The 247-nt window shown below is 51.0% G+C and carries 1 rRNA gene; it reads left to right on the top strand.

Annotated features, from left to right (window positions below):
* Positions 1-247, top strand: a 23S ribosomal RNA gene (locus GM672_RS28180); the annotation flags it as partial.

Here is a 247-nt window from a genome sequence, read left to right as displayed (position 1 = left end):
AGGGTATCACTCACTGAATACATAGGTGTGTGAGGCGAACGCGGCGAACTGAAACATCTAAGTAGCTGCAGGAAAATAAATCAACCGAGATTCCCAAAGTAGTGGCGAGCGAAATGGGAAGAGCCTGTACGTGATAGTCGGACTGATAGTGGAAGCCTCTGGAAATAGGCGCCATAGTGGGTGATAGCCCCGTACACGAAATCAGACCGGTGGTACTAAGCGTACGACAAGTAGGGCGGGACACGAG

The sequence above is a fragment of the Pseudoduganella buxea genome (assembly GCF_009720835.1).
Taxonomy (GTDB): Bacteria; Pseudomonadota; Gammaproteobacteria; order Burkholderiales; family Burkholderiaceae_D; genus Rugamonas; species Rugamonas buxea.
The sequence above is the reverse complement of the archived record's forward strand: the minus strand, read 5'-3'. Positions and strand labels throughout refer to the sequence as shown.